General features: G+C 54.1%; 18 protein-coding genes. 12 read left to right on the forward strand and 6 right to left on the reverse strand.

Annotated elements, in window-relative coordinates; genetic code table 11:
- Positions 1-6: 6 nt before the first annotated feature.
- On the reverse strand, positions 7-1,602 hold the full coding sequence (locus ACZ5PT_RS01305; RefSeq protein WP_464265004.1) for an ExeA family protein: 1,596 nt from the start codon (positions 1,600-1,602) through the stop codon (positions 7-9).
- A 199-nt stretch (positions 1,603-1,801) separates the two neighbouring features.
- A complete protein-coding gene (locus ACZ5PT_RS01310) occupies positions 1,802-3,130 on the reverse strand; it encodes an anaerobic C4-dicarboxylate transporter (protein WP_464265005.1) in 1,329 nt (442 codons plus the stop codon).
- Positions 3,131-3,708: 578 nt separating this feature from the next.
- On the opposite strand from ACZ5PT_RS01310, the gene ACZ5PT_RS01315 reads away from it, so the two are divergent.
- Complete coding sequence (locus ACZ5PT_RS01315) at positions 3,709-6,852, forward strand: PAS domain S-box protein (protein WP_464265006.1); 3,144 nt, start codon at positions 3,709-3,711, stop codon at positions 6,850-6,852.
- On the forward strand, positions 6,845-7,423 hold the full coding sequence (locus tag ACZ5PT_RS01320) for a response regulator (protein WP_464265007.1): 579 nt from the start codon (positions 6,845-6,847) through the stop codon (positions 7,421-7,423). The genes ACZ5PT_RS01315 and ACZ5PT_RS01320 overlap by 8 nt, the downstream gene beginning before the upstream one ends.
- Positions 7,424-7,539: 116 nt before the next feature.
- Here ACZ5PT_RS01320 and ACZ5PT_RS01325 read toward each other — a convergent pair whose 3' ends face one another.
- Positions 7,540-8,232, reverse strand: coding sequence for a response regulator (locus ACZ5PT_RS01325; RefSeq protein ID WP_464265008.1), 693 nt, complete (start codon positions 8,230-8,232; stop codon positions 7,540-7,542).
- A gap of 15 nt (positions 8,233-8,247) precedes the next feature.
- Positions 8,248-9,846, reverse strand: coding sequence for an ATP-binding protein (locus tag ACZ5PT_RS01330; RefSeq protein WP_464265009.1), 1,599 nt, complete (start codon positions 9,844-9,846; stop codon positions 8,248-8,250).
- Between the two features lie 136 nt (positions 9,847-9,982).
- Between ACZ5PT_RS01330 and ACZ5PT_RS01335 the strand changes: the two genes are divergently transcribed.
- From ACZ5PT_RS01335 to ACZ5PT_RS01350, 4 genes are all read left to right on the forward strand, one after another.
- The gene (locus ACZ5PT_RS01335; protein WP_464265010.1) at positions 9,983-10,147 is read left to right on the forward strand and encodes a hypothetical protein; all 165 of its coding nucleotides are present in this window, start codon (positions 9,983-9,985) and stop codon (positions 10,145-10,147) included.
- A 201-nt stretch (positions 10,148-10,348) separates the two neighbouring features.
- Positions 10,349-11,197 carry a zinc metalloprotease HtpX gene (gene htpX, locus ACZ5PT_RS01340; RefSeq protein WP_464265011.1) on the forward strand — a complete coding sequence of 283 codons (849 nt, stop codon included), beginning with the start codon at positions 10,349-10,351 and terminating at the stop codon, positions 11,195-11,197.
- A gap of 76 nt (positions 11,198-11,273) precedes the next feature.
- Positions 11,274-12,440: a Na+/H+ antiporter NhaA gene (gene nhaA / locus ACZ5PT_RS01345; RefSeq protein WP_464265012.1), complete on the forward strand. Its 1,167-nt coding sequence runs from the start codon at positions 11,274-11,276 to the stop codon at positions 12,438-12,440.
- A 431-nt stretch (positions 12,441-12,871) separates the two neighbouring features.
- A complete protein-coding gene (locus ACZ5PT_RS01350) occupies positions 12,872-13,963 on the forward strand; it encodes a cytochrome c3 family protein (RefSeq protein WP_464265013.1) in 1,092 nt (363 codons plus the stop codon).
- Positions 13,964-14,414: 451 nt separating this feature from the next.
- On the opposite strand, the gene ldhH is transcribed toward ACZ5PT_RS01350, so the two are convergent.
- The gene (gene ldhH / locus ACZ5PT_RS01355) at positions 14,415-16,571 is read right to left on the reverse strand and encodes an L-lactate dehydrogenase (quinone) large subunit LdhH (RefSeq protein WP_464265014.1); all 2,157 of its coding nucleotides are present in this window, start codon (positions 16,569-16,571) and stop codon (positions 14,415-14,417) included.
- A gap of 11 nt (positions 16,572-16,582) precedes the next feature.
- Positions 16,583-17,149 (reverse strand): LutC/YkgG family protein, encoded by a 567-nt coding sequence (locus tag ACZ5PT_RS01360; RefSeq protein ID WP_464265015.1) that lies wholly within the window; start codon positions 17,147-17,149, stop codon positions 16,583-16,585.
- Positions 17,150-17,618: 469 nt separating this feature from the next.
- On the opposite strand from ACZ5PT_RS01360, the gene ACZ5PT_RS01365 reads away from it, so the two are divergent.
- The 6 genes from ACZ5PT_RS01365 to ACZ5PT_RS01390 all read left to right on the forward strand — a co-directional run bounded on the left by ACZ5PT_RS01365 (position 17,619) and on the right by ACZ5PT_RS01390 (position 24,093).
- Positions 17,619-18,776, forward strand: a complete 1,158-nt coding sequence (locus tag ACZ5PT_RS01365; RefSeq protein WP_464265016.1) for a TRAP transporter substrate-binding protein — start codon at positions 17,619-17,621, stop codon at positions 18,774-18,776.
- A gap of 90 nt (positions 18,777-18,866) precedes the next feature.
- Positions 18,867-19,364: a TRAP transporter small permease subunit gene (locus tag ACZ5PT_RS01370; RefSeq protein WP_464265017.1), complete on the forward strand. Its 498-nt coding sequence runs from the start codon at positions 18,867-18,869 to the stop codon at positions 19,362-19,364.
- Between the two features lie 114 nt (positions 19,365-19,478).
- Positions 19,479-20,819: a TRAP transporter large permease gene (locus ACZ5PT_RS01375; RefSeq protein WP_464265018.1), complete on the forward strand. Its 1,341-nt coding sequence runs from the start codon at positions 19,479-19,481 to the stop codon at positions 20,817-20,819.
- 21 nt (positions 20,820-20,840) lie between these two features.
- The gene (locus ACZ5PT_RS01380) at positions 20,841-21,350 is read left to right on the forward strand and encodes a universal stress protein (protein WP_464265019.1); all 510 of its coding nucleotides are present in this window, start codon (positions 20,841-20,843) and stop codon (positions 21,348-21,350) included.
- Between the two features lie 45 nt (positions 21,351-21,395).
- Positions 21,396-22,787 (forward strand): FAD-binding oxidoreductase, encoded by a 1,392-nt coding sequence (locus tag ACZ5PT_RS01385; RefSeq protein WP_464265020.1) that lies wholly within the window; start codon positions 21,396-21,398, stop codon positions 22,785-22,787.
- A gap of 4 nt (positions 22,788-22,791) precedes the next feature.
- Positions 22,792-24,093 (forward strand): (Fe-S)-binding protein, encoded by a 1,302-nt coding sequence (locus tag ACZ5PT_RS01390; protein ID WP_464265021.1) that lies wholly within the window; start codon positions 22,792-22,794, stop codon positions 24,091-24,093.
- Positions 24,094-24,215: the final 122 nt, after the last annotated feature.

A 24,215-nucleotide genomic window follows, 5' to 3' on the forward strand; every position in this document is an offset into this window, starting at 1 on the left:
CAGCGATCAGCCCTTTCGCCCAGCTAACAAAGTCGGAAACGACTGTCCGGTCCGGCTGTTGAGCAAAATCAGGGTATAGATACCGACAATGCCATCTGCTTCCAGGCCGCTAGCGGCCTGGAACTGCTGCACCTCCTGAAGAAGTTGCCCTTCGAGGGTCGGATTTTCGCTATTTTGGACACTGCGCTCGTGCAAATCAGCCATCTGCTCTTCCAGCCATTGCACGATCGGCCCCTGAGCGCCGGGCTTTACTGCACCAGCGTAGTTTTCCGGCGCCTGCCAGAGCAGAGCAAACTCGCCGAACCACTGCTTGTTTAACGTGGCGATCGAAACGACGCGCAGCTCGTCTGCCAGCACCAGCGTGGCACTGTCATTGTCGAGGCCAGTCAGGGTCGCATAAAACTCCTGCCCTTGCAGATCGGAAAGCTTCAACACTGCCGGACGATTAAGCTGGCGCAGTCGGCCGAGGCTGCTGCGCTTGAAAAGCAGACTTAAGCCAAGCAATTCCGCCTGACTGGTTGCCGTACCAGCGGCTTCGTCGAATTGGTGTTGCCAGCTGGCAAACAGCGCATTATACGCTAGGACACTGCTGCGCTCGATCGGTTCTGATGCAGTCCACAGCAGGGGCGGGGTTGAAATAGCACGGGTAATCGGCAACTTGATTGGCGGCACAATCTGAGCGCGCGGCTGATTGTTCAGGTAGGTCTGCAGCAAAAAGAAACTTCCGCCCAGAATCAGCAGCACTAGAAGAAGCCACTGCCAGAAGGGCGCTGGTTCTGACTGCGGTTTTACCTTGCGGCCAAACACCTCCTCGGCTGCGGCGATCAACAGCACCGGACTGATACTATGCTGCTCCTTGGCATAAGCCCCGAGCAGGGCACGATCACAGAGCAGGTTGATAAGCCGTGGCACGCCACCGCTTAACTGGTAAAGCTTATTGGTGGTCACCTCAGGGAACAGGTCCCGCTCGACACCAGCCACCGACAAACGATGACAGACATAGGCCTGAATTTCGTTTTTCGACAGCGGCTCAAGGTGGTAGCGGGCGGTAATCCGCTGCGCAAGTTGGCGCAGTTCCGACCGTTCGAGCATCTGCTTCAATTCCGGCTGACCGAGCATGATCACCTGCAGCAGCTTCTGTTTGTGCGTCTCCAGGTTGGTCAGCAGACGGATCTGCTCCAGCACGTCGACTTGCAGGTTCTGTGCTTCGTCGATAATCAGCACCGTTTTGCGCCCCTGACTGTGTGCATCAAGCAAAAAGGCGTTGAGCGCATCGATAAAAACCTTGTTGCTGCGATTATCCTGCGGGTAACTGATGCCGAGTTCATCACAGATGGTCGCCAGCAATTCGATGACACTCAACTTCGGATTGAGAACGAAAGCGATTTCGGAATTTTCCGGCACTTGCTCGAGCAGGCAATGACAGACGGTGGTTTTGCCGGTGCCGACCTCGCCGGTCAGCAGCACAAACCCACCATCAGTTTTAAGACCATAAATCAGGTGAGCCAGGGCTTCGCGATGGCGGTCGCTCATGTACAAAAATTGCGGGTCGGGTGCAATGGAAAAAGGAGCTTCCTTGAATCCGAAATAGTCATTGTACATAGGCAACCAAGGTCCTTGCGGAAATCCACAGCGGCAGTAAGAATCCCGACACTGTAATTCATAGCAGAAAGATGGGGATAGCCTATAAAATTTAGCGCATTAAGGCAACAGTCAGCTGTCATCGGCGCAAAACAAACAAGGCCACCCGATAGCGGATGGCCTTGTCTTTATCTTTTACTCACACTTACGTTAAGTCGATTTAGCTAAGCAGCAGCATCCCCAGCGCGTAACCGACCAGACAGGCGGTGATCACCCCGACCAGGCCGGGCACCATGAAGCTGTGGTTGAAGTACCACTTGCCGATCTTGGTCGTCCCCGAGGTATCGAAGTTTACCGTGGCTATATCAGACGGATAGTTGGGGATGAAAAAGTAACCGTAGCAAGCCGGCATGATACCGATCAGCAGTGCCGGTGGCAGCCCTAAAGCAAGACCAACCGGTAGCATCATCCGACAGGTTGCCGCCTGACTGTTGACCACCACCGAAACAATGAACATCGCCAGGGCGAAGGTCCAGGGGTAAGCAGTAACCATCTCGGTGATACCGCCTTTAAAGCTCGGCATGGCGAATTTGAAATAGGTGTCACTCATCCAGGCAATACCGAAGATGGCAATCGCTGCGACCATCCCCGACTTAAAGACTACGCCTTCGGGCACCTTGGAGGTTTTGGTTTTGGTCGCCAGCAGGATAATGCCACCGAAGGCAAGCATCATCATCTGAATAATAATCGACATCTTGATCGGCTTGGCACCATCGGAGAGGGTACGAATTTCCGGCACCATAGCAATCACCACAATGGTCGCCAACGCCAACAGGAACAGCAGCACGGCGTTACGCGCCGAAGTCGGCAGTTTTTCGTCGAGGGTGGTGGCGGTGGTTTCTTCGATGCGCTTCTTCCAGGTTGGGTCTTGCAGACGCGCCTGATATTCTGGATCATCTTCCAATTCTAGACCACGGCGCATGCTGTAGAGGGACATAGCTATAACGCCGATTAGGGTGGCCGGGATGGTGACCGAAAGAATTGACACCAGGGTGATATTAGCCCCGAGACCACTCATCTGCGACAGGTAATAGACTACCGCTGCGGAGATCGGGCTGGCGGTGATGCCCATCTGTGAGGCCACCGAAGAGGCGGCCATGGCCCGCTCCGGGCGAATACCGTTTTTCAACGCGACATCACCGATGATCGGCATGATGGTGTAAACCGCGTGGCCGGTACCGAGCATGAAGGTCATAGTGTAGGTCACCAGCGGGCCCAAAATAGTAACCAACTTCGGCTTCGAGCGCAGAATCCGCTCAGCGATCTGCAACATGTATTTGAGACCACCGGCCGCTTCGAGAATGGCGGCACAGGTGACCACCGCCAGGATGATCAGCATCACGGTGATCGGCGGGCTGGTCGGCGGCATTTTGAAAACGAACACTTCAACGGCCAGACCAATACCGGAAACCACTCCGAGACCGATACCGCCATAGCGACTACCCAAATAAAGCATTAACAACAGAAAGAAAAATTGAATATACAGCATAGTGAGACTCCTTTTTATCTGGTTGACGTCCAAAGACGCTCCGATGTCTTAAGGAGACTCTAATCTCTTCGAGGAAGGGCGTATATATAACGGATTTAAAGAGGATTTATTCTTTTGTGGGGATTTTGGTGATTGTGTTCACGGGGGAAAACTAGGGCGATGTATCCCTGAAGAGTTCTCTCCTGCCACCGCGGCGCGGGCAGACCTACCGGGTCTTCGGAATTGATGTGCCCCCCGGTATCAACATAGTTTTCGCCTGTAACTGCTCAAACCATTAGAACGGATTGGGTGTCGTTAGGAGCCACATGTATTCCACAGCGTTGAGAGCCTTGATGATTAAGGGCATGACTAGCGGAGAGGTCTATCTCTGTGTTCAGTCAAGAGTGGTGGACCCAGAAGACGGGATAAAGAAATCCGTGATATTCAGTACCGTCTCATCCGGAGTCGATGGACCGGAATTATCCGGAGTAGCGGAATAATGTTTTGAAGGTATCATTAGAGAATGATCCTTGCGGCCACCATTTCGTCCCGCAGGAGCAAAACGGGTTGTGGCATTGATACCAGGAGGACTCTCAAGTATGCGATTTTTCGCAAAGGTTGCTCCTCTCTTTCTGCTTATGTCCTTTTCTCTAGCCCCTTCCGCCTCGGTCGCCGTGCCGGATGGTGTCAAGCGGGCCCTGGTCCTCTATTCGTACAATGACAGCGTGCCCCGGGAAATGCTGTCCGATGAAAGTTTGCGTTCAGAAATCGACACCAATGCGACCGGGCCGATCCTGCCAAACCCTGGGTCTCAGGATCTGGTGCGTTATCGGGTGGAGGCATACGAAGATGGACTGCCGGCCGGAAGCATTGTCCGTTTTAAGCAACCAGCCTTTTATGAACTTTACCGCTGGCACATTCTTGTTGTCATTCTACTGCTGCTGGTCGAAACCGGGTTTATTGTCTATCTGCTGCGTAACCGTGCCTTGCTCAAACGGGCCGAAGCGTCCCTTCATCAGACCCAGTTCTGTATCGATAGCGCCGCCGAAGGGATTTTTATGGTGGCTGCCGACGGCCGTTTTCTCTTCGGCAACGAGAGCCTCTGCCGCATGGTCGGTTCTTCCCGATCAGAGCTTCTTTCCCTGCGAGTGCCTGATGTCGATCCCCAATTGACAACCGAAGTCTGGCCCGGCTTCTGGGAGGAGTGCAAGGGCCGTGGGATGGCGATCCTGGAGAGCGCTGCCCGCTCCAGTGACGGCCGGGAGTTTCCTATCGAGCTGACGGTCAACTATTTTTCCCAGCAGGGCCGGGAATTCCTTTTCGGTTCGGTCAGGGACATCTCCGAACGCCAGGAGGTGGAGAAGGACTTACGAGCGGCCCACGCCGAATTGGAGCGGCGCGTCGAGGAACGCACCGCCGAACTCGCTAGCGCCAATCAAACGCTGCGGACCGAGATAGAAGTGCGCCACCGGGCCGAAGCGACCTTGCAGCAAAGCGAGGCACGCCTCCAGGCAATGTTCAAAAACGTTGCTGCAGGTATCGTGACCACCGATGCCGAAGGATACGTTATCGAGATCAATGACAAGATGCTGGAGATGTTGGGGTACGGCCGAGACGAGGTGCTGGGCAAAAAACCGTATAACTTCACCCATCCCGATGACTTACCGCAGAGCATTAACACCCACGAGCGGGCCCTTAAGGGAGAGCTTGATTCATTCCAGTTGGAAAAGCGTTACCAAAGAAAGGACGGCTCCGTTTTCTGGGGAGATCTGAACGTAACCAAGATTTTCGATGTCCAGGGGAGCTTCCTGGCGGATTTCGCTATCGTTTTCGATATTACCGAGCGCAAGCTGGCCGAAGAAGCCTTGCGTGAGAGCGAAGCGCGTTTTCGCTCACTTTTTGAAGCCGCCGCATCAGGCCTGGTCACCATTTCCCCCGAGGGCCGCTTTTTGAAGGTGAACCAGGCCTTTTGTGACTTTCTCGGCTATACCCAGATAGAATTATTAGATCTCTCCGTTAACGACATCACCCACCCTGACGACCGAACAAGAACCTCCGAACGTTACAATAACTTGCAGAGTGGTCGGTATCAGAGCATCGACTATGATAAACGCTTCCTGCGCAAGGATGGCACTACCATTTGGGGGCACGCCTCGGTGGCATCTGTACCGGGAGCCGATTTGAAGCCGATGTATTACGTGGGGCTGGTGCTGGACATTACCGAGCGCAAACAGGCCGAGGCGGCGATGGCGCAGGCCAAGGCACTGGCCGAGGCCGCCAGTCATGCCAAGTCGGAATTTCTGGCCAATATGAGTCACGAAATCCGCACACCGTTGAACGTGGTCACCGGCTACAGTGAGCTGCTCTCATCAATGGTCTCCGATCCCACTCAACAGAGTTACCTTGAGGCGATCAAGACGGCGGGAAAGAGTTTACTGACCCTGGTCAGTGACATTCTCGACCTGTCGAAGATCGAAGCCGGGATGCTGGAGATCGTCCATACGCCGGTGAGCCTGAAGTTGCTGTTCGGTGAGATGAGCCAGATTTTCAAGGTCAAGCTCGGCAGCAGGAATCTCCAGTTCGGGCTGACGATCGATCCGAAGCTGCCGTCGCTGCTGATGCTGGATGAAACCAGGATCAGGCAGATTCTACTTAACCTAGTGGGCAATGCCGTTAAGTTCACCCAAGAGGGTGAGGTCAGGCTGACGGCAAAAAAACTGGCGGCACCGGAAAATCGAAACCGCGTCGATCTGCTAATCGCGGTGGAGGATACCGGGGTCGGCATCCCGGCAGAGGAACAGGAGCAGGTTTTCGAGTCATTTAAACAGCTGTCCGGGCAGGTCAATAAGAAATACGGCGGGACCGGCTTGGGGCTGGCGATCTGTAAACGGTTGGTCGAGATTATGGATGGCCGGATATCGGTCGCCAGTCGACCTGGTGGCGGGTGTATCTTCGAGGTGGTGCTGAGGGGGGTCGAAATAGCAACGCATGAGGAATCGGCAATCATCGAAGTCGCTCCGCCCATTGAAAATATAGTGTTCGATAAGGCGAAGATTCTGGTCGTCGATGATATCGAAACCAACCGGGACCTGCTCTGCGAACTGCTGGGCAGGGTTAATCTGAATGTCCTGACGGCTGAAAATGGTCAGGAGGCCTTAAATCTGGTCGAGAGATATCAACCTGAGCTGATTGTCATGGATATCCGGATGCCGGTGCTGGATGGCATCGAAGCGACCAGGCAATTGAAGGCAAACCCGAAAACCAGGCAGATTCCGGTCATTGCCTTGACGGCTTCAACGGTCGAGAATCAGACCAGCCTGATGGAAAAGGGCTTTGATGGCTATCTGCTGAAGCCGGCTGGAGCTGGCAGACTTTTTTCTGAATTGGCCAAACATCTTGCGCACCGGGTTGCAGAAGAACCGGGAAGAGAGGATATTGCCAATGAATCTCTCGAGGTTGAAAAAATTGCAAAGCTGGACGAAATGATCGCGACGTTTCGCGATGAAATCCTCCCGTGCTATGAGGAGGTTAAGGGAGCTATGGAGCTGAGCATGGTGCAACGGCTTGCCGAAGGACTCGTTGATTTGGGCCGGAAGCATGCTGCCCGCGGGCTTGTGGCCTATGGTACAGAATTAATCGATTACGTCAAACAGGTCGATGTCGAAAATACGCGCAGAAAAATCCAGGAATTCCCCAAACTGGCCGAGCAGTTAAACAATGCCGTGAGGAAGAATCATGAGTGATAAACAGCCCGAACAGCTCATCTTAATCGTTGATGACAATCCGCAGAACCTTCAGTTTCTCGGCAAGTTTCTAACAGAGAATGACTACAGTCTTTGTGTTGCTCAAAGTGGTCAGGAAGCCTTGGAGTTTGTCAAAACAAAAATGCCGGATCTTATCCTGCTGGATGTGATGATGCCGGGAATGGATGGTTATGAGGTCTGTCGGCACTTGAAAGCACAGCAAATTTTTAAGCATATCCCGGTTATTTTTCTGACAGCCAAAACCGATTCCGAGGATATCGTTAAAGGGTTTGAAGTCGGCGGAGTAGATTATGTCACCAAGCCTTTTAATTCCGTTGAGTTATTGGCCCGGGTAAAAACACATGTTGAACTCAAGATCTTAAGGGGGTTCCTCACGATCTGCTCCAAATGCAAAAATGTTCGCGATGAGGAAGGGATATGGAAACAGTTGGAGGCATATATCGAAAGCCATACCGAGACCCTGCTCAGCCATGGGCTCTGTCCTGTCTGCATGCAAGATCTGTATGGTGATCAGGAGTGGTTCCAGCGGAAATACGGCAAAAAGGGGTAGCCTCTCGGGGGCCGGTGCGCAAACAGTTTCTTACCCAAGCCTGTACCGAACGGGATGGGCTTGTTTTATTTCAGGACATCCCCCCCCCACGGTTGTCATAGAAACCCCTATCTGCTCTAACCGATCCGAATATATCGCCGTTCCGGGCGACCAACCACGCCGTAAATCAGGTCGGCTTTCAAAAAGCCTTCGCTGGCGAGAAACTCCAAATAGCGCCGTGCCGTCGAGCGACTAACGCCGACCTGCTTACCAACCTCCTCAGCATTCAGATCCTTAACCTGCGAATTGTCGAAGACCTTGCGCACCTTGGTCAGAGTCAGTGCATCAATCCCCTTGGGAACAGCTCCAGTGTCCACTGCAGCAGGCCGCTGGGCATGCAGCAATCGGTCAACATCTTTTTGTTCCAATGCACCGCCGCTCTGCAGTTGACAGAAATACTGATAAAACTTCTGCAGCGCTTCGGCAAAACGGGGGAAAAAGACCGGTTTGATGATGTAATCGAACACCCCACCACGCAGCGCTTCCTGCAACGACGTCATCTCGCGGGCGGCGGTAATCAGAATCACGTCACAAAGTTGCTCACGGTTGCGAATCTGTTTGAGCAACTCCATACCGTTGCCTTCGGGAAAGAACAGATCGAGCAACACCAGATCGGGCTGCAGGATTTCGACCATCTCGCTGGCATCAGCAATACTGATGGCCACACCAACCACTTCGAACTCCGGAAGTTTTTCGACAAAACGCTGGTGAAGTTCGGCAATGCGCATATCATCATCGACCACCAGCACCCTGACCTTGACATCACTCATACTTAAATCCTTCACTTACTTGGGGATGATCACCGTGAACAGGGCGCCACCCAGTTCACCGTCGCTGTAAGTAATCTGGGCACCGATACTGTCGACCGCCCGTTGCACCAAAGCCAAGCCGGTGCCGCGCCCTGCTCCCGATTTGGTCGTCACCCCGCTGGAGAAAAGCGTCTCCGCCACCTCCGGTCGTACCCCCGTCCCGGCATCTTCAACCTCGACAATCAGGTCAGGACCCAGGTCGGTCAGGTAGAGTCGCACCAGCGGCTGGCAACCAGCTTCGCGTACCGCATCAAAAGCGTTATCCAGCAGATTGCCAATAATCGTCACCAGCGGCTCCCGCTCAAGTTCAGGCGGAAGATCGGCGAAGGAATTCTGCGGATCGAATTCCAGCTCGATCTTCAGTTCACAGGCGCGATTATATTTGCCGAGGATCAGCCCGGCAATCACCGGATCGGGGACGGCCTCGGCCAGGTTCCGGATCAGTTGCTGATAACCACTGGCTTCGTTAATCACCAGATCGAGCGCCTCCTGATGGGCCCCTAACTGGATCAAGCCAGCGATGGTGTGCATCTTATTTGAATATTCATGGGTCTGGGCGCGCAACAATTCAGAATATTCCTGCACGTGGGAGAGCTCCCGAGCCAAGCGATCAAGTTCGTCCTTAGGACGGAAACTGGCAACCAAGCCACCACGCCCCGGCCCGAGGGGCAGGATATTGACGATCATCGGCCGATTTTGCAGGGTCATCTCCTGATCGAACAGTTTCTCGCCGGCCGCAAGGGCCTGCGACAAGTCGGGACAGGGACAGACATCCTTAAGTGGCTGGCCGCGTAGTTCGACATCAAATCTTTCGCCGAGGTACTGGCGAGCAGCCTGATTGACAAAGGTCAGGTGGCCACGACCATCAACGGCGATAATCCCTTCACGGATCGCACCGATGATGGCATTGCGCTCATGGAACAGGGCGGCAATCTCATGCACCTCAAGACCCATGATGGCGGCTTTGAGACCGCGGGCAATGATCGTCGCGCCAAAAACCCCGAACAACAACACAATCCCGGCATAACTAACGATTTCCAACTGCTTGTCACGAATCATCACATCAATATCACGGGTCAGATAACCGACGGCGACAAAGCCGATGATTGTTTGCTGCACATCGCGAATCGGCACGATACCGCGCAGCGATGGCCCCAGAGTACCGACGGCCTGTGAATAATAGGCCTTGCCCTCTTCAAGCGCAGCAGCCTGATCGCCGCCGACAAACGGCTTGCCGATCTTTTCCGCATCAGGATGGGAAAAACGGATGCCGTTGCGATCACCAACAACGACATATTCAGCACCGGTGGCCTGACGGATGGTTTCGGCAACCCGCTGAACGGTAACGCTGTCCGCAGCCAGTAAACCATCACGGATCTGCCGGTTCAGAGCCACCGACTGGGAAACCTCCAGCGCCTTGTGACCGATCTGCTCCAGCAACAACTTTTCCGCCGAATCAGAAAACAGTGCGCCGATCAAGCTGATCAACACCATTAAGAGAACCGTCACCAGCAGACTCAACTTGGTCTGCAGGCGGCGCGGCAAGATGCGGTCGATCAGTTGATAAAGGGCCAAGTTTCAACTCCAAGCATGCGCCGGAATAAAAGCGACATAGCGATCTAACTCATCAATTCTTTCAGATTAGCATAGACCACCGTAGCAATAAAATGTGCGAACTTCACCACCAAATGGGTCATCAAGAGAACAACTGTTGAGCATCGCCCACGACGTTATCCAATATCACGGTGGTCAACTGCAGGTGGAGAGCGCGATAGATATGGGCACAACCTTTACGATCCGTCTTCCTGTCTCCGGTAAAACCGAAGCGAAATGGCCGATTCCTATTGACAGGGAAGAGACAGCTAAAATACAGTAATCAGAATTAAAGGGGAGTAGCAACCGGCGGGAGACACTGCCGGCCCGCGATACGTCAATACGGTGGTTCATCCACCCGGGCGCGGGGTTGCGACACTTAAGTCGAAATCTGCAAGACCTTTATTCAGAGCATGACAACATGCTGTGGGTAGAGGTCTTTTCTTTTACCTGCGGCGCAACTTTTTGCCCGGAGGTAAAAGACATGAACCAACTCAAAACCACCTTTTTGCTCACCTGCTTAACCCTGCTGCTCATGGCCATGGGCAACGCCATCGGCGGCCAGTCCGGGATGCTGATCGCTTTTGTTCTGGCGGGGGGGATGAACTTCTTCTCCTATTGGTACTCCGACAGAATCATCCTGAAAATGTACAAGGCGACGGAAGTGACAGCGGAGGAATCGCCCGACTTTCACGCCATGGTCGCGCGCCTCGCCAAGCAGGCGAAAATGCCGATTCCAAAAGTCTACATCATCCCCTCTGACGCGCCCAATGCTTTTGCTACCGGTCGCAATCCGCAGCACGCCGCGGTTGCCGCAACCGCAGGGATAATGAAGATTCTCTCCACCGAAGAGATGGAAGGAGTCATGGCGCACGAACTGGCCCATGTGCAGAATCGTGACACTTTGATTTCGACCATCGCCGCCACTTTTGCCGGGGCGATTGCGCTGCTCGGCAATATGTTGCAGTGGGCGGCGATCTTTGGTGGCGGCAACAACGACGATGAAGATGGCGGCGGCCTGCTCGGTGGTTTGGCGATGGCGATCATTGCCCCGCTGGCGGCGATGTTGATCCAGATGGCTGTCTCCCGTTCACGTGAATATCTGGCCGATGCCGCTGGAGCCAGACTCTGTGGCAAACCACAAGCACTGGCCAACGCCCTGCGCAAACTGCACCAGGCCGCGCAAACGCAACCGCTACAAGAAGCGACCCCGGCCACCTCGCACATGTTTATCATCAACCCACTAAACGGAAGCGCGCTACGGAAAATGTTCTCCACCCACCCGCCGGTGGAAGAACGGATCGCCCGACTGGAAACAATGACCAGCCACTAAAAGACAATTTTCAACGCTATTAATTGACCCAAGACGATAAAGAACAAAAACAACCTATTTCAATAAAAGAAGGACGATGACTATTCAAACCATTCGTGATTTTTTAAAGCTTGAGTCTGCCAGTGGCCTGTTGTTAATCGGCGCGATGGTACTGGCTCTGATCAGCGCCAACACTCCACTGGCGGGTCTTTATGGCGCCTTTTTAGACACCCATGTCGCCGTGCATATCGGCGCATTGGCTCTGGCCAAACCGTTGTTGCTGTGGATCAACGACGGCCTGATGGCGATCTTCTTTCTGCTGGTTGGTCTGGAGGTCAAACGTGAAATTCTAGAAGGAGAACTGTCCAGCCTGCCACAGATCGCGTTGCCCGGCATTGCTGCGGTCGGTGGGATGCTGATCCCAGCGCTGATCTATCTCTGGTTTAACTGGGCCGATCCGCTGGCCTTGAAAGGCTGGGCGATTCCGGCGGCAACCGATATCGCCTTTGCCCTGGGCGTCATGGCGTTACTCGGCAACCGCGTTCCCAACGCCCTTAAGCTGTTTTTGCTGACGCTGGCCATTCTGGATGATTTGGGCGCAATCGTCATTATCGCTCTGTTCTATACCAACCAGCTATCGATAACTTCTTTAATCCTGGCTGCCTTGGCCATAATTACGCTGGTAGCAATGAACCGTTTCGGCGTGACCAGAATCGCCGCTTACATGCTGGTCGGGATTTTTCTCTGGATCTGCGTGCTCAAATCTGGCGTGCATGCGACCTTGGCGGGCGTGGTGCTGGCCTTTGCCATCCCCTTGCGGGCGAAAGACCTGCACGGCAATTCGCCCTTGCGCCACCTTGAACATAATCTGCACCCCTGGGTGGCTTTCGGGATTCTGCCGGTTTTTGCCTTTGCCAACGCGGGAATTTCCTTCGCTGGTATGACCCCTGCCGCGCTACTGGCACCATTGCCATTAGGGATTGCCGCCGGACTTTTTGTCGGCAAACAACTCGGCATTGTCGGCTTTTCCTGGCTCGGCGTTAAGCTGAAGATCGCGCAACTGCCACAGGGAATCGGCTGGCACCAATTCCACGGCATGGCGACCCTCTGCGGCATCGGCTTTACCATGAGCCTGTTTGTTTCAACCCTGGCTCTGGAGGGGATCTCCGATGAGATTGGTGCGGCGGCCAGACTGGGGGTCTTGATGGGTTCACTGCTGTCCGCACTGGCTGGATATTTTCTGCTGCGGCGGACATTGAAGTAATGGATAAAAACGGCCCATTTCACATGCAATGTTGCCTACCCGGAGGACTCTTCTATTTCAGCCCTCTCTCGCAGCACCCAATGCCGATGACAACTCCTCAAGCAATACCGTGAAGTCAGATATGCAACAGGAGCAGACGCTGATGACAGCAATGCGCCTGGAACCGGCATCAGAGAAAAGCTTGGCTTGTCTGGCAACGCAAACTGGCCACACGCCGGCATTAAAGCCCTATTAGGCACATTAACTGCACTTCTTAACCGTTAAATTCTTTTTCAACACAGCTATTCTTGTAATGTCATATAGTTACATGTCTAAGATTAGAGAGATGAGGGCATTTGCCGCGCTATGCTCCGTTAATTAACGGAGCATAGCGTTGAGGCCCCCTACCCATCGGCTTTAACTCGTAGACTCATCGGTAGAGGGGAGTGAAAATGAAAGCGGGGAAAACCTTTTTAAGCATAATGCTCTTGGCCGTTGCAGCAGTGTTTTCCCTGGTTTCTGCGGCGACCGCCGCTGTGACCGGGGATTGCGTTAATTGCCACACCATGCACAACAGCCAGGATGGTCAGGCGATGACTTTCGGGATGTCAAATCCTGACCAGCCCCTTGGTAATTTGCTCAAGTCGGATTGTGTCGGCTGCCATTCATCGAGTGGTTCCGAGACAATTATCACGATTGGCAACTCTCAGGTGCCGATCGTCTACAATAGCACTGGCACGACCAAATCATTGGCCGGAGGGAACTTCTACTGGGTGACGCAGTCGAGTCATGGCGATAACTACGGTCATAACGTCTTCGGCATTGCCGGCCAGGACGCGAATCACCTTCAGGCACCAGGTGCCAACGGCATTGCCCTTGCCTCGGATTGCGCCGGCTGTCACCAAACCTTAGCATCGGATCAGCCGACCAGTGGCTGCCGGGGCTGCCACCTGCCGCTGCATCACAGTTCTGGAAACGGCACGGCAATCGTCGATCAGGAGGATGGCTGGTATCGTTTTCTCGGTTCTGCCATGTTTTACGATTGGAAAATCAGATATCAAGCCTATGAACACCCCGAACTCGAACAGGGTGTAATCGGTATTGAAGACGCTGACTGGGAGTACTCTGCCGATGCGACTGACCACAATGTCTACCAGGGGACGCTATGGGGGTATGAGAAGTCTTATAGACCTGTGAATGGCAGCATCGGATCCTTCTGTTCCGGTTGCCACGGCAATTTCCATAAGTATGATCAGGATGGCACCGGGGCCTGGATCCGTCATCCCTCCGATGTTGCTCTGGACATGTTGACCGCTGGTTCGGAATACGCAGAGTATAGCTATACAACGCTGGCTCCGGTGGCCTACGAGGATGTCACGGATACCACGACTACCCCGTTGGTGACCTGTCTGTCCTGCCATCGCGCCCACGGTTCAGAATACGCCGATATGCTGCGTTGGGATTATGGTAGTTGCCAGACGAATACTGAAGATGCTGCCTGTGGCTGTTTCTCCTGCCATACTGCCAAAGATGGAGCCCTGTAATATAAACAGTGCTCCGCTAAGGAGCGAATAACGGTATTGCAATCTTCGACATAACGTGAAAACAGCCCATCGGCGACGATGATACGCAAGTGCGGATGCCAGCGCCCGGCATCGCCACAGCTCTGGATCGCCATCACTGCGCGGATATCACCTCTTGGCTAATGCAGCGCGGTGCGGAAGAACGATTTCGATCTGCGTTTAGCGCAGTGACAGAACTTGGTGAGCAGTCCCCCCCCAATTTAGCCATGGCTACAGGCCCTGTTGTAGCAGGCAAGTCTCTTGAGTCATCACAACTCCTTAGGAATTGTGGCTGGATGCAAATCCGAGATTGGCTGAAAAACCAAAGCAACCCGAAACGCTAGCAGTGCCAAAAAAAATACCCCATCCCAGTAGGATGGTCCGGGATGGGGCATAAACGTGGGAGAGAGATGAATCCACGCGTAAAGGGTTCTTATTTTTTACTTTTCAGCGCCTCGGCCAGCAGCTCGATAGTGTGCTGCACCCGCACCGAGGAATCATTCTTTTCCAACCCGCCACGGATCTGCATCATGCAGCCGGGACAATCCATCGCCACACAGGTCGCGCCGCTGGCTTTAATATCGGTCAGCTTGTCAGTGAGGATCGCCTTGGCAATATCGGGATGACTAGTCAGCGAGTAGGAGCCGCCGAAACCACAGCAGCGATCAGCGTGGGCCATCTCGACCAGCTCGTGTCCAGCGGTTTCGATCAACTGACGTGGTTCCTGCCAGACCCCGGCGCCGCGCTTGAGATGGCAGGAGTCGTGGTAGGTGACTTTTTCAGCGGCTGCCAACTCGGTAAAGACCTCGGCACCATTGAGATGATTGACGATGAAACCTGCGGCGTCGACAGTTATCGCCGCCAACTTTTCCGCCCTGCCCGCCCAGGCCGGGTTATCCTTGAGATGCTCAACGAAATCACGTTGTAGCGCCATGGTACAGGTCGGGCAAGTCGTCAGGACGAAATCGGGATTTCCTTCGAGCATCGCGTCGATATTCTGCTTGGCCAGTTCAATGGCGGTCTCTTTGTCACCAGAATAGAGCGCCGGCACACCGCAGCAATTCTGCTTTTGTGGGTAGTAGACCTCGACATCAAGAGCGTTCATCACCGTCACCAGATCAAGACCCAACTCCGGAAAGAGGAAATCGTTGGCGCAGCCACCATACAGGGCAACCCGGTAGCGTGGTTTTTCGACCCGCTGCGGCTGTTTCAGAATCAGATCACGTAGCGGCTTGTCCGCCACCGCCGGCAGGGTGCGCCATTCGGTCAAACCGGAGAAGAACAGCGGCAGATGACGAATAGTCCGCTCTCCTCTGGTGACCGGCTTCTGCAGCACACTGGCGGCGCGCAACAAACTGTGGAACAGCTTGCGGTTGCGCATCACCTTGCGGAAGACCAGATTTTTACCAGCGCCGATCCCCTCTTCGTCACCTATGGTTTCGCGCAACGAAAGGATGATCTCTTCCAGATCTATCTTGCTCGGACAGATGGAAACACAGGAACGACAGCCGATGCAGGCGCGAACGATTTCAGCAGCGTTATCAAGGCCGTGATAAAAAGCGGTCAGGATGATACCGATGGCGCCGATATAAACATGACCAAAAACATGACCACCGACAGTTTGATAGACCGGGCAGACGTTGGCACAAGCGCCACAACGGATACAGCGCAGGGCATCCTGACACTGGGGCGATTCCGCCAGCGTGCTGCGACCGTTATCGAGCAACACAATGTGCAGCTCCTTCTCTTCTCCGTCACAGGGAACGGCACCGCGAATCCAGGTGACGTAAGAGGTTAACGCCTGACCTGTGGCATTTTTCGGCAGGATACGGATAACCTTGGCAGCGTCCTCCAGCGTCGGCACCAGTTTCTCGATGCCGACCAAGGCGACATGCACCTTCGGCAGTGTCGAAGCAAGGCGGGCGTTGCCTTCGTTGGTCACCAAGGCAATACCGCCGGTTTCGGCCACAGCAATGTTGGCCCCGGTGATACCGATCTCGGCATCAAAGTACCCCTGGCGCAATTGCTGCCGTGCCACTTCAACCAGATGCTCAATTTCAGCTGCTTCTTGCTGGCCGGTCACCTTGCTGAACAGTTCGGCGACATCTTCTTTGAACATATGAATGGCCGGCATCACCATATGGCTCGGTTTCTGTCCGGCCAGTTGGATAATCCACTCGCCCAGGTCCGTTTCCAAAGCCTTGGTGCCAGCTTTTTCCAGCGCGACATTCAAATGGGTCTCTTCGCTGGCCATACTTTTACTTTTGACCGCCAGCTTGGCGCCTTTGCTTTTTGCCAGTTCGGCAATGTAATTATTGGCATCCTCGGCCGTCTTGGCCAGATAGATGGTCGCACCAGCGGCTTCGGCATTGCGGATAAATTGCTGCAACAGTTCAGCGTGATTTTCGCGCACACCATCCTTCATCTCAGCAATTTCAGTGCGCATTGCCTCGAAATCGTAATTGGCAAAAGCGTTGCCGCGCGACAGCAGGTAAGCATCACCGAATTTATGCAGTGCGTCCTGAAGTTTTGGTGAGGCGATCGCTTGACTGACCCGCTGGCGGTAATCCTTACTGCGTTGTTTATTCATCATATCGCTCCTCACATTTCCAGCAGATCGCTTGAGAGTTTCGGCACCAGCAGGATGTACAATTGCTTGGGACCATGGACTCCAATAGTCAGCACCCGCTCGATATCGGCGGTACGACTGGGACCGGTGATGTAGGCGATGTAGTTGCGGGCATCACGTTGATGCAATTGCCGTAGCGGTCCAACCGCTTCCAGGCCGTCGGCAAGAATCTTCTCTGGATCGAGCAGGGCAATCTGGATTTCCGGCAGGGTGGTTGCTAGACGAATATCCTCGTCGGTGCTTTCAAGCGCCAGGCTACCAGTATCGGCCATCGCGAAATTCACCCCAGTAATTCCGGCTTTTGCAGTGGGAGCATGTTGACGAAAATCCTGCGTAACCAAATTCAACCCGGCGTCCTCCAGCTTGGCGGTTAAACCGGCACGCTCACCACTGGCAAAGCGGGGACAGAGCAACACACCATCGATCTGCTCAGCAGTATAGTCAACCGCCTGCTGCAGATTTTTACACTCAACAATGTGCGCGCCGACCGCCTCGGCAGCAGCAATAAAACCCTTCTTTAATTCAGCCGACTTCTTCATATACCCTCCAAATTGGTCTTACCACTTGGTCAAGTTAACCAAAGTTCGCTTGGACTGTCAAGAAAAAGAACACAACGTTCGTTTCTTCCGACTTTCAACAGATGCAGCAACCAAATAAGCCTAACATATATATTTTCAATAACTATTCCTTTGCGCTCTCAGCAGACCCTCCCAACAAAAACGTCTACGCCACCAGCCCGCTGCTAGCCGCAACCGTGGCACGTCACGCTCACCAAACCGCAGCAGCAACGGAATCCGTATACCCGCAATACGGCCGGTCGACACCTGTACACAGCATACGTAAAACATCTTTTGATTATTTTCTTGACACAATCACTTGGCCAACCATACCCTTAATTGGTCTTACCAGCATATCAGCAATTCCAACATGCCGAATAAATGTTTTCACCAAAAGCGGGTGTCTGACCACATCCAAATTTTCAACACGTAATGCAAAAGGAGAAAAACAATGGGATCATTGAAGCGAATCGTCGGGCTGCTCGTTCTGCTCAGTCTGGTACTGGCGCCAAACGCCTTTGCCGCCAAACGGGAAAAGTTCGGCGTTGACGAACGTCACGTTGCCGTCAAAAAAGAACTGCGCAAGATCAAACCATCAGAGGAAAAATTCCGCTGGAAAATGGTTATGCCGTGGAGTAAAGGGCTGCTCTTCTACGATTTCGCCCAGCACTTTGCCGACTCGGTCAAACTAGCCTCCGGTGGTCGTCTCGATATCAAAGTTTTCTCCGCTGGCGAACTGGTCGGTGCAACCGAAACCTTCGACGCTGTTTCCAAGGGCGCTGCTGAAGTCGGTCACGACTGGCCTGGCTACTGGAAAGGCAAGAACGAAAACTTCGTCTCTTTTGCCTCGGTTCCTTTCGGTCTTGATGCTGAAGGCTACAACATCTGGCTGTACGAACGTGGCGGGCTTGAGCAACTGCAAGAGCTTTACGGTCGCTACAACCTGATCCCCTTCCCAGCCGGTAACGGTGGGCAGGAAATGGGTCTATTCTCCAACAAAAAGGCCGAAACCCTTGCCGATTTCAAAGGCATGCGTCTGCGCACCGTTGGTTGGTTTATGGACATCATGAATCAGTCGGGCGCTTCGGTTTCCCCGCTACCGGGTGGCGAAGTTTATCTCGCCCTGGAGCGCGGTGTTATCGACGCAGCTGAATTTTCCGCTCCGGCGATCAACTTCCCAATGGGCTTTGACGACATCACCAAATACGTCATCGAGCCAGGCATCCACCAGCCTTCGGTACAGTGTACCGTCTTCTTCAATCAGGACGCCTGGAACAAGCTTCCTGCTGACCTGAAGTGGATTGTAAAAATTGCCGCCAAAGAGACTCAGCTCTGGTCAAACGCCTGGATTGAGAACCTCAATGTTCAAGCAATCAACAAGTTCAAAGAAAATGTAGAGTTTGTAAGCATGGACGACAAGACTCTGAGCGCGGTAGCTCAAGTCACCAAAGACTATCTTGAAAAACTCAAAGCAAAGAATCCTGACGTCAAGAAAACTCTCGATTCCCAGGAAGATTTCAAGAAGGAATTCACCACCTGGCGCGAGCAACGCGGTCGCGTGGCACCTTGGCCGATTGATGATTACATCGCCGGAAAACACCAGCAGTAAAATATCGCTGACAGTTTGAAACAGAATTGATTAACGGGTGGAGGTCTGGCAACCGGACCTCCACCCCTGCCAAATAAGAGAGGTTCACAGATGTTCTTGATTGAGAAGAGCATTAACGGGTTAAACGAAAAGGTTGGTTATTTTACTTCCTTTCTCGTTATCCCTTTGGTTCTGGTCGTCGCCTATGAAGTCATCATGCGTTACGCCTTCAACGCTCCGACCGTTTGGGTGTTTGAAGCCACAACGTTGATCTACGGTGTTCACTTCATGCTCGGCATCGCCTACACCCACAAACACAGCGGCCACGTCGCCATCGATGTTTTTGAAGGACGACTGCCGGAAAAACCACGCACCATTTTACGCCTGATCGTCAATCTGCTGCTCTTCATGCCGACCATCGGCATGCTATCGATCTGGGCAGTTATTTACGCTTCCGATTCCTGGGGAAACTGGGAGCGTGCTTCAACCTCCTGGGCACCGCCGCTCTACCCGTTTAAAACCCTGATGGCCATCGGCTTCATCCTGCTTCTGCTGCAAGGAGTCGCCAAGTTGATGGAAGATTTCCGTTCGCTCAAAGAGCAAGGTTAATTATGTAACTGTTCAGCAGGCCCGAATTTTGAGTTCTGAAAAGGCGCGAGCAGCACCGCAACGCAGTCAGAGCACAAAAGTCGGGAGATGCCGAATAGTTAGGAGATAGTTTTTATGACTCCCGAAATCCTCGCAATTTCGATGTTTGTATTTTTGATGGTCAGCATTGCCCTCGGGCACCCGCTCGCCATCACCCTGGCCGGTGTCGCCACGCTGTTCGGCCTGATCGACAACGGCGGCAATGTTCCTGCGCTGCTCGACCTTTTCGTTAACAATTCCTGGGGTCTCTTCCAGAACTACACCCTGGTGGCGGTTCCCCTGTTTATTTTTATGGCGCAGATCCTCGACCGGTCCAAAGTGTCCGAGGCCCTGTTTGACGCCTTATATATTGTCCTGGGAGGATTACGCGGCGGACTGGGGATGGCGGTCATCGTCGTCTCGACGGTGTTTGCCGCAACCACCGGCATCGTTGGTGCCTCAGTCGTCGCCATGGGCCTGATGGCTGGGCCGGCACTGTTGCGCCGCGGCTACGACAAAAGTCTCTCGGCCGGCATCATCTGTTCTTCCGGTACCCTCGGCATCCTGATTCCGCCCTCGATCATGCTGGTGGTTTACGGTGGCCTGACCGGCATGAAGGAAACCAGCGTCGGCAACCTGTTTGCCGGAGCGATCATGCCCGGCCTGCTGCTCTCCGGCATGTACCTGCTTTACGTCGGCGTGCGCTGTTTTCTCAATCCAAAACTTGGCCCGCCGATCCCGGCAGAAGAGCGGACCCACAGTTTTGGGCAGAAATTTAGCATGACGATGAAGAGTTTCGTGCCGCCCTTCGGCCTGATCCTTACTGTCATGGGCACCATTCTCGCCGGCGTTGCCACCCCAACCGAAGCAGCGGCTCTGGGCTGCGTCGGTGCTATGGTGCTGGCGATGTTCAACCGCAAATTCAACTGGGATGTCATCAGCCAGGCATCGGTCGCCACCCTGCGCACCACATCGATGATCATGTTGCTGTTTATCGGCGGCAAGCTGTTCTCGGTGGTCTTCCTCTCGATGGGCGGCGGTGATGCGGTTGCTGATCTGTTGCTCGGCATGGATGTCCACGAATACGTGGTGCTGGCAATCATGATGGCGGTGGTTTTCGTCATGGGCATGTTTATCGACTGGGCGGCGATTCTACTGGTTGTCGTGCCGATCTTCACCCCGATTGCCATGGATCTCGATTTTGACCCCTTGTGGTTCGCCATGCTGATCTGTGTCAACTTGCAGACTTCGTTTCTCACCCCACCGTTTGGCTACTCGCTGTTTTACTTTAAAGGCGTGGCGCCACCGGAGTACACCATGGGGCATATCTACAAAGGGATTCTGCCGTTCGTTGCCATCCAGATCATCGGTCTGGCCACTATGGTATTCTTTCCTCAAGTCATTACGTGGTTACCCAGTATTTTCTTTGGCAACTAGACCCACGAGAGGAGACAACCCATGCTTCCAAAAATCAAAACCATTCTCTACGCCACCGGGATGGGGGCAGGCGCTCCACATGTCTACCGCTATGCCCTGGAAATGGCAAAGCAGCACGATGCCGAAATTATTGCGGTATCGGGCCTCGAGAAACTTTCGTCGTTCGCGCAAAGCCTGGTGAACGTCCACATCGCAAAAGAACAACAAGAGCAAATTCACCGTGATGCGCATGAGCATGCCAAAAGCAAGCTCCAGGAGCGCATTGCGCAACTCTGTACGAAAGAAGGTGGCGAGGATCAACAGTGCGTTCACCGTCTCCGGGAAATCCGGATCGAAGACGGTTCCCCTGCAGAGGTTGTTCTGAAAGTTGCCAAAGAGATCGAAGCCGACCTGATCATCATGGGTTCGCACCGGCACACTGTTCTCGGCGATGCGATGCTCGGCACCACCACCCACAAAGTACTCCACAGCTCAACCACACCGGTTTTGGTCGTTCGCATACCGGATGGTTTTCACGAAGAAGGATTTTAGGGGCAGCCAACAACCGCTGATCCCAATGCTTCCATGGAAGGCAATATGATTTCAACAACAGTCATTCAACAGTTGAGAAACAAACTGGGGACGGAAAACGTCCTCACCGAAGCAGAAGACCTGCTGGTTCTCGGTTATGATTCCACCCCCGGTCTGCACGCTACGCCCGATGTCGTCATCTACCCGACCACCAGCGAGCAGGTGCAGATTGCCATGCAGATCGCCCGCGACAACAAGCTGCCGATCACCCCGCGCGGCAGTGGCACCGGTTTGTCCGGCGGCAGCATCCCAGTTAATGGGGGAATGGTCATCTGCATCAACCGGATGAACAAGATCCTCGAAATCGATGAGGAAAACCTGACCGCGACCTGCCAGGCCGGCGTCGTTACCCTCGACCTGTTCAATGCGGTCGCCGAAAAGGGGCTGTTCTATCCGCCCGATCCCGGCTCGCAGAAGATCTCGACCTTAGCTGGCAACGTGATGGAAGATGCCGGCGGTCTACGCGGTCTGAAATATGGCGTCACGCGCGATTACGTGATGGCCCTCAAGTGCGTCCTGCCGGACGGCAGCCTGCTCACTACCGGCGGCAAAAGCGTCAAAGACGTTGCCGGCTATGCATTTAAAGACCTGTTGGTCGGTAGCGAAGGCACCCTGGCGTTGATCACCGAGATCACCGTCAAACTGATTCCACCACCGCAGGACAAGCGCACTTTTTTGGCCTATTTCGATGATATCCGCGTCGCCGGGGCGGCGGTCAGCAAGATTATTGCCGCCAAAATCATCCCCTCGACCATGGAAATCATGGACAAGGCAACCATCAATTGCGTTGAAGATTACGTCAACATCGGCCTGCCGCGACAAATGGCCGCGCTGCTGCTGATCGAAGTCGACGGTCATCCGGCGATGGTCGCCGAAGAAGCCGAAGGCGTCGAGAGAATCCTCCACGAAGTTGGCGCAGCCGAAGTGCATGCCGCCAAGGATGCCGAAGAAGCGACCAAGCTGGCCGAAGCCCGACGTACCGCTCTTTCCGCACTGGCCAGAGTGTCACCGACGACCCTGTTGGAAGATGCCACCGTGCCCCGTTCAATGCTAGCGGACACCTTTTCTTTGATCGAAAAGCTCACCGAGAAATATCAACTGACAGTTGGTACCTTCGGCCACGCCGGAGACGGCAACCTGCATCCAACGGTCCTCTGCGATGAGCGTGACGAAGATGAAATGAGCCGCGCCCACGCCTTCTACGATGAACTCTACGAGCAGGTTCTCGCCTGGGGCGGGACAGTGTCCGGTGAACATGGCATCGGTATCGCCAAAAAAGAGTATCTGGCCCGGCAGATCGGGCCTGGCGGCGTGGCGGTAATGAAACGGATCAAGCAGGCCTTCGATCCTGAAGGAATCCTGAATCCAGGCAAGATCTTTGCCGACGATCAGGAATAAAGCCATGGCCAACAAAGAAAAACGTGGCAACTTCACCGAACAGGATGCACCTAAATATGAAGACACCCTGCAGTGCATGCGCTGTGGTTTCTGCCTTCCGACCTGCCCGACCTTTGCTCTGACCGGTCGTGAGCGCTCCAGCCCGCGCGGCAGGGTCGCACTGGCTCGGGCGGTGGCCGAAGAGAAGCTGGAATTCACCGACGCGGTCAAAGATGAAGCCTACTTCTGTCTCGATTGTCGCGCCTGCACCACCGCTTGCCCGTCTGGCGTTCGTGCTGGCGAGGTGATGGAGGTCTGTCGCAGTCAGGTTCATCAGCAGAAGCCGCTGCCGAAATGGCAGGCCGGTTTCCGCAATTTCATCCTACAGAAGATGCTGCCGAATCCGGACCTGCTGGAGACCTCGATGCTGCCGGCCCGACTCTACCAGAAGCTCGGCGTGCAGTGGCTTGTACGTCACAGCAAGCTGCTGAAATTGGGACCGAAGTGGATAGATAAAGCTGAAGGGATGATGCCGGAAATGCATCAGCCGTTACGGCAGCGCATTCCAGAGATCACTTTAGCCAAGGGAGAGAAACGCGGCAAAGTAGCCTTCTTCCTTGGCTGCGTGATGACGCTGATGTACGCCGAAGTTTCAAAGCAGACAGTTCGGGTCCTCAACCACCAGGGTTTCGACGTTATCACCCCCAAAGAGCAGAAGTGCTGCGGCGCACCGCACCTGACCGAAGGGGATCGCGAGACGACCCGGCAGATGGCAACCCACAACCTCGATCTGTTTCTTGATCTGGATGTCGATGCCATCGTCACTGATTGCGCCGGTTGTGGCAGTGCCTTAAAGGAATACGAGGAGATCCTTCACGAGCGACAGGATCATGCACGACTTAAATTATTCCATAGTAAGATCAAGGATGTCAGCGAGTTTTTGGTCGAGCAGGGAATTCGCACCGACAACCTGCAACCGGTCAATAAATCGGTCACCTACCATGAGCCTTGTCACCTTTGTCATGCGCAGGGGATCAGCAGACAGCCACGCGAACTGATCAAGGCGATTCCAGGGGTCGAATATCGGGAGATGAAGGAAGCCAGCTGGTGTTGCGGCAGCGCTGCGACCTTCAGCCTTAAGTTTACCGAAGAGAGCCAACAGATCCTTGATCGTAAACTGAATAATGTCAAAGCAACCGAGGCCGACATTCTGGTCACCGCCAACCCCGGCTGTCATCTGCAACTGGCTTGGGGCCTGCGCGAAGCAGGGATGCCTCAACCAGTCATGCATTTGATGGAGCTGCTCGGAGAAGCAACTCCCGAGTAGGGAACACGCCCTGCAATGACTGCAAGTTACCCCAGGCGACCCGAGACTGTCTGGGGAGATGCCCGGCCCTCTACCGCGTAGAGAGTCGGGCATCTTCATTTGCCCCACCCAGAAGGGCCGCT

This window comes from Desulfuromusa ferrireducens (assembly GCF_055389805.1).

Bases quoted from the DNA above. Each gene is read 5' to 3' on its own strand.
- ACZ5PT_RS01375 (WP_464265018.1), top strand. From the start codon at position 19,479: ATGACTCCCGAAATCCTCGCAATTTCGATGTTTGTATTTTTGATGGTC.
- ACZ5PT_RS01325 (WP_464265008.1), bottom strand. From the start codon at position 8,232: ATGAGTGATGTCAAGGTCAGGGTGCTGGTGGTCGATGATGATATGCGC.
- ACZ5PT_RS01315 (WP_464265006.1), top strand. From the start codon at position 3,709: ATGCGATTTTTCGCAAAGGTTGCTCCTCTCTTTCTGCTTATGTCCTTT.
- ACZ5PT_RS01320 (WP_464265007.1), top strand. From the start codon at position 6,845: ATGAGTGATAAACAGCCCGAACAGCTCATCTTAATCGTTGATGACAAT.
- ACZ5PT_RS01360 (WP_464265015.1), bottom strand. From the start codon at position 17,149: ATGAAGAAGTCGGCTGAATTAAAGAAGGGTTTTATTGCTGCTGCCGAG.
- ACZ5PT_RS01310 (WP_464265005.1), bottom strand. From the start codon at position 3,130: ATGCTGTATATTCAATTTTTCTTTCTGTTGTTAATGCTTTATTTGGGT.
- ACZ5PT_RS01380 (WP_464265019.1), top strand. From the start codon at position 20,841: ATGCTTCCAAAAATCAAAACCATTCTCTACGCCACCGGGATGGGGGCA.
- ACZ5PT_RS01305 (WP_464265004.1), bottom strand. From the start codon at position 1,602: ATGTACAATGACTATTTCGGATTCAAGGAAGCTCCTTTTTCCATTGCA.
- ACZ5PT_RS01385 (WP_464265020.1), top strand. From the start codon at position 21,396: ATGATTTCAACAACAGTCATTCAACAGTTGAGAAACAAACTGGGGACG.
- htpX (WP_464265011.1), top strand. From the start codon at position 10,349: ATGAACCAACTCAAAACCACCTTTTTGCTCACCTGCTTAACCCTGCTG.
- ldhH (WP_464265014.1), bottom strand. From the start codon at position 16,571: ATGAATAAACAACGCAGTAAGGATTACCGCCAGCGGGTCAGTCAAGCG.
- ACZ5PT_RS01390 (WP_464265021.1), top strand. From the start codon at position 22,792: ATGGCCAACAAAGAAAAACGTGGCAACTTCACCGAACAGGATGCACCT.
- ACZ5PT_RS01350 (WP_464265013.1), top strand. From the start codon at position 12,872: ATGAAAGCGGGGAAAACCTTTTTAAGCATAATGCTCTTGGCCGTTGCA.
- nhaA (WP_464265012.1), top strand. From the start codon at position 11,274: ATGACTATTCAAACCATTCGTGATTTTTTAAAGCTTGAGTCTGCCAGT.
- ACZ5PT_RS01370 (WP_464265017.1), top strand. From the start codon at position 18,867: ATGTTCTTGATTGAGAAGAGCATTAACGGGTTAAACGAAAAGGTTGGT.
- ACZ5PT_RS01365 (WP_464265016.1), top strand. From the start codon at position 17,619: ATGGGATCATTGAAGCGAATCGTCGGGCTGCTCGTTCTGCTCAGTCTG.